Genomic DNA, 5,406 nt, shown 5'->3' with positions numbered 1-5,406 from the left:
ATTGCCAAACGTCTGGTTGAGATCGCGGCTCAAACTGGTGCAGAGGCTGTTTCGCATGGCGCTACAGGTAAAGGTAATGACCAGGTGCGTTTTGAGCTTGGGGCGTATGGTCTCAACCCGAATATTAAAGTCATTGCACCGTGGCGTGAGTGGGATTTGTTATCCCGTCAGAAATTACTGGATTATGCAGAACAACACGGTATTCCAGTTGAAATGAAACAAGGCAAAAAATCGCCTTATTCAATGGACGCCAACCTGCTGCATATCTCATATGAAGGTGGCATTCTCGAAGATCCATGGGCTGAAGCAGAGGAAAGCATGTGGCGTTGGTCGGTTTCACCGGAAAATGCCCCTGATACAGCGACTTATCTTGAACTGAGTTATGAGAAGGGCGATATCGTCGCTATTAATGGCGAGCGTATGACACCTGCTCAGGTGATGATTTATCTGAATAAGGTCGCTGGTGAAAATGGCGTAGGTCGACTGGATATTGTTGAAAATCGTTATGTGGGCATGAAATCCCGTGGATGTTATGAAACACCAGCTGGTACGGTTATGCTCAGAGCGCATCGTGCAATTGAGTCATTAACACTGGATCGTGAAGTCGCTCATTTGAAAGATGAACTGATGCCACGTTATGCCAGCATGATTTACAACGGTTACTGGTGGGCACCTGAACGCCAGATGATGCAGACAATGATAGATGCATCACAGACATCCGTGAACGGTGATGTCAGAATCAAACTGTATAAAGGTAACGTTATAGTTGTTGGCAGACAGTCAGCTACAGATAGTCTGTTTGATGAATCTATCGCCACATTTGAAGATGATGCTGGGGCCTACGATCAGAAAGATGCTGAAGGTTTTATCAAATTGAATGCCCTCAGATTAAAAATAGCAGGGAAGAAGAAAAAATAGGCATACGGATTTTGTCGGAGTAGTTATGAAACACAGCGAATATGAAGAGCGGACTGCCGAATGGATGCGGCTTGCGCTTTCAAAAATGAAACACTATAAAATCGCTCCAACACCGGCAAATTATGCGCTTTGGTTTGAGTACGTTTCCGGTACGAACATGGCTTTGGTTGAAGCCGTGGATAATGAAATCGAACTGACGGGAAAAATAACCGAGCAGCAAATTCGTTTATTACATGAACAGTTCTTTGATGAAGATAAAGACAGAGCTGCGATGTTTGAGATGCGTCATGAACTGGCGCGTCTTCTCAAACAAACTTTGAACTACATATATACCGGAGTGACAACCACCGACCGTAGCAACAGCCATTTACAAAGCATGTTGAGTCGCTTGCAGCCAGATTTAAACCGCCAGCAATTGCATACCCTGATTGAAGAAGTGCTTATTGAAACACGGCTGGCAGTTTCGTCTGGTGAATTACTAAACGAGCAGTTAAACGGTGCAATGGCAGAAGTTGCTACCCTGAAAAAAGAATTAAGTGATTCCCGTCGTGAATCGATAACGGATAGCCTGACAGGTTTAGCCAATCGTAAACATTTTGATGAGTTGATCAATGAGATGACCCGAGGCGCTGATCAGAATGGCATGGATGTGTCGGTTATTTTCTGTGATATAGATTTATTCAGCGTTATCAACGAAAAACATGGCCAGTTAGTGGGTGATCAGGTGTTAAGAGTGATCGCCGAGTTGTTGAAAAAATCATTGAAAGGTCGTGATTTGGTTGCTCGATATGGTGGTGAGGAATTTGCTGTTATTTTGCCAAACACCAGTGTGCAAAACGCTCGTCAGCTGGCAGAGAGCATTCGTCAGGATATCGCCAGCAAACGTATCCAGCGCAAGGATACCCGTGAGCCACTTGGTGCCATCACCATGTCATTTGGTGTGGCACGTTATGTTCCCGGTGAGGGGGTTGACAGTTTTCTGCAGCGTGTCGATCGGGCGGTTTATCTGGCAAAACGTAGCGGACGCAATCATGTCTCTGATGCGCCACCTCCCATTATCTGATTAAAAACTATCAGTAAAAAACACTTCTTCGAGCGGTAACTGGCCAGCTCGAGGACGTGCATCTTCCAGCTTTTTACCAACGGTAATCATCATCACAATAATATGATCATGGGGTAAATTGATGATGCGTGCGACTTTATCAAAGTCAAAACCATCCATTGGACAGGTATCATATCCCATGCCCCTTGCCATCAACATTATATTCATGGCAGCAATGCTGGCCGAACGGACACATTCATCGCGCTGACCTTGATGATGATTTGTATAGTAATTTTCTATCGCCGGCAGTATGGCATTCTGTGCCGCCTGCGGAGCATGCTGCCAATAGCGTTCAGGTTGTTTTTCCCAGGCATTCAAATCAGCGCAGAGCACTAGCAATAAAGAGGAATCAACTACTTGTGCCTGACCCCAGGCCGCTTCCAGAATTTGCTGGCGCTTTTCAGCATCCTGCACCTGAACAAAACGCCAGTGCTGAATATTAAATGCAGTGGGTGAAAGGATGGCATGTTCCATCAGTTCATTCACTTCTGCTTCGGTCATTTGATGTGCCGGGTCATAGTGTTTGACCGAGCGACGAGTTTGAATCGCTTGTTTTATATCCATTGTTTTGCAGGGGTACTCAGTTAAGTTCAATTTTGAGATACAGCCATTGTTGTTCATCCTGATGGCTGCGATAGGTATTGGTATTGTGTTGCTGGCGTTGCTGCTCACCAATCTGACCAATTAAAATCCATTGATCTAGCGGACCATTCACAGTAGTTAGTAAGCTGGTTGTTGATATATCGCCATTACGCTGCATCTTAGAGAATAAGGGCAAGATATCGACACGGGCCTGTTGATTACCAAGAATATTTACTCTTGCCTGAAAGCCGTTATCCAGTTGAATGTACTGGGTCGTTTCCTGAACAGCAATACCACCATTAGGGTAAAAAATGAGCTGTTGCTGATTATCAGCGACAGCACGGCCCATTTGTATATCAATAGGCTGTCCAGCAATACCCCGTGCCTGATATTGCTGATCCCGTTCTCGACTGTCTTTGGTGGACCAGCGATTAATTTCCACCGATGAATTTTTCGGGTTCTCTAAGTCAATATTTAAACGATCATCGGAAAATTGTTCATCATTCAGCTGTTGCTGGGTTCGCAGGACGGTAACTGTAATGCTCTGCTGTTTACTGTCCAGCTGTTTGACCAGACGCTCTATTTCCTGAAAGCTCTGTGCCGAGCTTTTAATGATCAACAGGTTGTCATGGCCGCTGATGGTTGTGTAGTTGTCTGCCATGGGTTCAATCATTGGCAATATTTCCGCCGCAAGTCGATGTTGTAATTCAATGGTGCGGATTTGATCTGCGTAGGCGGGTAGGGTCAGCAAGAAAAACATTATCGAAAAGATGATTTTCATATATGTAATCGCCTTGTCGCAACATCTGCAGAGCTGTGATTCCAGCATTCTTCAAAGTGTTGTTTGAGTTCCCGGACTGTCAAGGGATCATGCAGATTGGCCTGACCTTGATAGCGTTGATTGTTGAGACAGCGTAAATAGCCTGAATGGTCCGCCAACATCACTATATTTTTTGGGCGTTGGTTTTTTTCCGAGAGAATATGCACACTGATTGAACTGGTGAGTTTCGATATTAACGGTAGCAGTCGATGGGAGTTAATGACACTACTTTGAGTTTCATCTACCAATAATCTTATCTGTGAACGGTGGCTATTGATGCACAGTTGTTTCAAGCGTTCGATTACTGCCGGATTATCAAGTAAAACAATATCCATATCACTGCCCAGAAAACAGATTTCCCGCTGGGCGGTTTCCACCAAGGCTAAGGCTGCAGCCGCAGCCTCATGTTTACCATCAAATGCGATGATACGATTAGAACTGTCTTGGGTGGAAATATCCGTCATTTAGCAGTTTTTTGCCTGTTCAACAGCGTTACCGATATAACTTGCAGGTGTCATATCTTTCAATGCAAATTTAACGGCATCCGGTAAATCAAGGGTATCAATAAATTCATGCATGATTTGTTTGTTGACTCTTTGTCCACGGGTTAATTCTTTGAGCTTTTCATAAGGATTCTCTATTCCATATCGACGCATAACCGTCTGGATAGGTTCCGCCAATAATTCCCAGTTGGCATCCAAATCTGCGGCCATTTTTTCTGGAGCAGCTTCGAGTTTGCTAATTCCTTTGAGTGCAGAGCTGTAAGCCAGCATGGAGTGAGCAAAACCGACACCAATATTGCGTAACACGGTGGAATCGGTCAGATCACGCTGCCAGCGGGAAATAGGCAGCTTCATCGCCAGATGATCGAATGTTGCATTGGCAATACCCAGATTACCTTCCGCATTCTCAAAATCAATTGGATTAACCTTGTGTGGCATGGTGGATGAGCCGATTTCGCCTTTGACGGTTTTTTGTTTGAAGTAGCCAATGGAGATGTAGCTCCAGACATCACGACAGAAATCAATCAGCACGGTGTTAAAACGAATCATTGCCTGAAACAGTTCTGCAACATAGTCATGCGGCTCGATCTGTGTGGTGTATTTATTCCAGCGCAACCCCAGTCCGGTAACAAATGCATTCGCCATCATCGGCCAGTCAACATTTGGATAAGCCGCATAGTGGGCATTGTAGTTACCCACAGCGCCGTTCATTTTCCCGTAAAGCAAGACTGCGGCGACGTGAGTGCGTTGCAGTTCAAGGCGTTTTACCACGTTGGCTAATTCTTTACCCAGTGTGGTGGGAGAGGCCGGTTGACCATGAGTGCGAGACATCATCGGTGTTTCAGCCTGTTCCTGTGCCAGTTTCTTCAGCGCACCTATTAAGGTGTCCATTTCCGGCAGAATAACGTTTTCACGGGCATTTTTAAGCATAATGCCGTAAGCGGTATTATTGATGTCTTCCGAGGTGCAGGCAAAGTGCACAAACTCATTTACCGCATCAAGCTCGGCGTTGTTTTTGAATTTACGTTTAATGAAATATTCAACCGCTTTCACATCATGGTTGGTTTCACGTTCAATAGCTTTGATTTCAGCCGCGTCTTCTACCGAGAAATCATTCATCAAATCATTGAGAAATTTTTCGGCAACTTCACTCAGTTTTGGTACTTCCTGGATATCTGCATTGGCGCCGAGTAAATGTAACCAGCGGCATTCCACTTCAACTCTGGCTCGCAGCAGACCATACTCACTGAAATAGGGGCGCAAAGCCTTTGTTTTATCGGCATAACGACCATCAACTGGCGAGATGGCAGTAAGAGCAGTTAATTCCATGAAAACTCCATTAAAAATAAGCTGAAAATTGGCCGAAATTATAGCAGAACTCAGCCCTGATTCTGGATTTGATTCAGTTTGCTTTGTGAATTTGCGTTAAAATAACGGTCATCTTAGTTTCAACTTCGGAGCGTTTTCGTGCTGCAAGAATA

The 5,406-nt window shown here is 44.8% G+C and carries 6 protein-coding genes; 2 read left to right on the top strand and 4 right to left on the bottom strand.

What is annotated here, in order from left to right; translation table 11 throughout:
• Both B3M51_RS00395 and B3M51_RS00390 read left to right on the top strand, forming a co-directional pair.
• Nucleotides 1–918: argininosuccinate synthase (locus tag B3M51_RS00395; protein WP_292756079.1), on the top strand; the 918-nt coding region annotated here is incomplete at its 5' end.
• Nucleotides 919–943: 25 nt separating this feature from the next.
• The gene (locus B3M51_RS00390; protein WP_292482051.1) at nt 944–1,981 is read left to right on the top strand and encodes a GGDEF domain-containing protein; all 1,038 of its coding nucleotides are present in this window, start codon (nt 944–946) and stop codon (nt 1,979–1,981) included.
• On the opposite strand, the gene B3M51_RS00385 is transcribed toward B3M51_RS00390, so the two are convergent.
• The 4 genes from B3M51_RS00385 to purB are packed head-to-tail and all read right to left on the bottom strand — an operon-like array spanning nt 1,982 to nt 5,254.
• Nucleotides 1,982–2,584, bottom strand: a complete 603-nt coding sequence (locus B3M51_RS00385; protein ID WP_292756077.1) for a nitroreductase family protein — start codon at nt 2,582–2,584, stop codon at nt 1,982–1,984.
• Nucleotides 2,585–2,600: 16 nt separating this feature from the next.
• Nucleotides 2,601–3,383: a secretin N-terminal domain-containing protein gene (locus tag B3M51_RS00380; RefSeq protein ID WP_292756075.1), complete on the bottom strand. Its 783-nt coding sequence runs from the start codon at nt 3,381–3,383 to the stop codon at nt 2,601–2,603.
• Nucleotides 3,380–3,886 carry a hypothetical protein gene (locus tag B3M51_RS00375; protein WP_292756073.1) on the bottom strand — a complete coding sequence of 169 codons (507 nt, stop codon included), beginning with the start codon at nt 3,884–3,886 and terminating at the stop codon, nt 3,380–3,382. The genes B3M51_RS00380 and B3M51_RS00375 overlap by 4 nt, the downstream gene beginning before the upstream one ends.
• Entirely contained in the window at nt 3,887–5,254 is a 1,368-nt protein-coding gene (purB, locus tag B3M51_RS00370; RefSeq protein WP_292756071.1) for an adenylosuccinate lyase, read from the bottom strand.
• Nucleotides 5,255–5,406: the final 152 nt, after the last annotated feature.

Source organism: Methylophaga sp. UBA2689 (assembly GCA_002354555.1).
Taxonomy (GTDB): domain Bacteria; phylum Pseudomonadota; class Gammaproteobacteria; order Nitrosococcales; family Methylophagaceae; genus Methylophaga.
The sequence above is the reverse complement of the archived record's forward strand: the minus strand, read 5'-3'. Positions and strand labels throughout refer to the sequence as shown.

What these genes read in the sequence shown, in the direction of transcription:
- B3M51_RS00385 (WP_292756077.1), bottom strand. Translation starts at nt 2,584, where the DNA reads ATGGATATAAAACAAGCGATTCAAACTCGTCGCTCGGTCAAACACTAT.
- B3M51_RS00390 (WP_292482051.1), top strand. Translation starts at nt 944, where the DNA reads ATGAAACACAGCGAATATGAAGAGCGGACTGCCGAATGGATGCGGCTT.
- B3M51_RS00380 (WP_292756075.1), bottom strand. Translation starts at nt 3,383, where the DNA reads ATGAAAATCATCTTTTCGATAATGTTTTTCTTGCTGACCCTACCCGCC.
- purB (WP_292756071.1), bottom strand. Translation starts at nt 5,254, where the DNA reads ATGGAATTAACTGCTCTTACTGCCATCTCGCCAGTTGATGGTCGTTAT.
- B3M51_RS00375 (WP_292756073.1), bottom strand. Translation starts at nt 3,886, where the DNA reads ATGACGGATATTTCCACCCAAGACAGTTCTAATCGTATCATCGCATTT.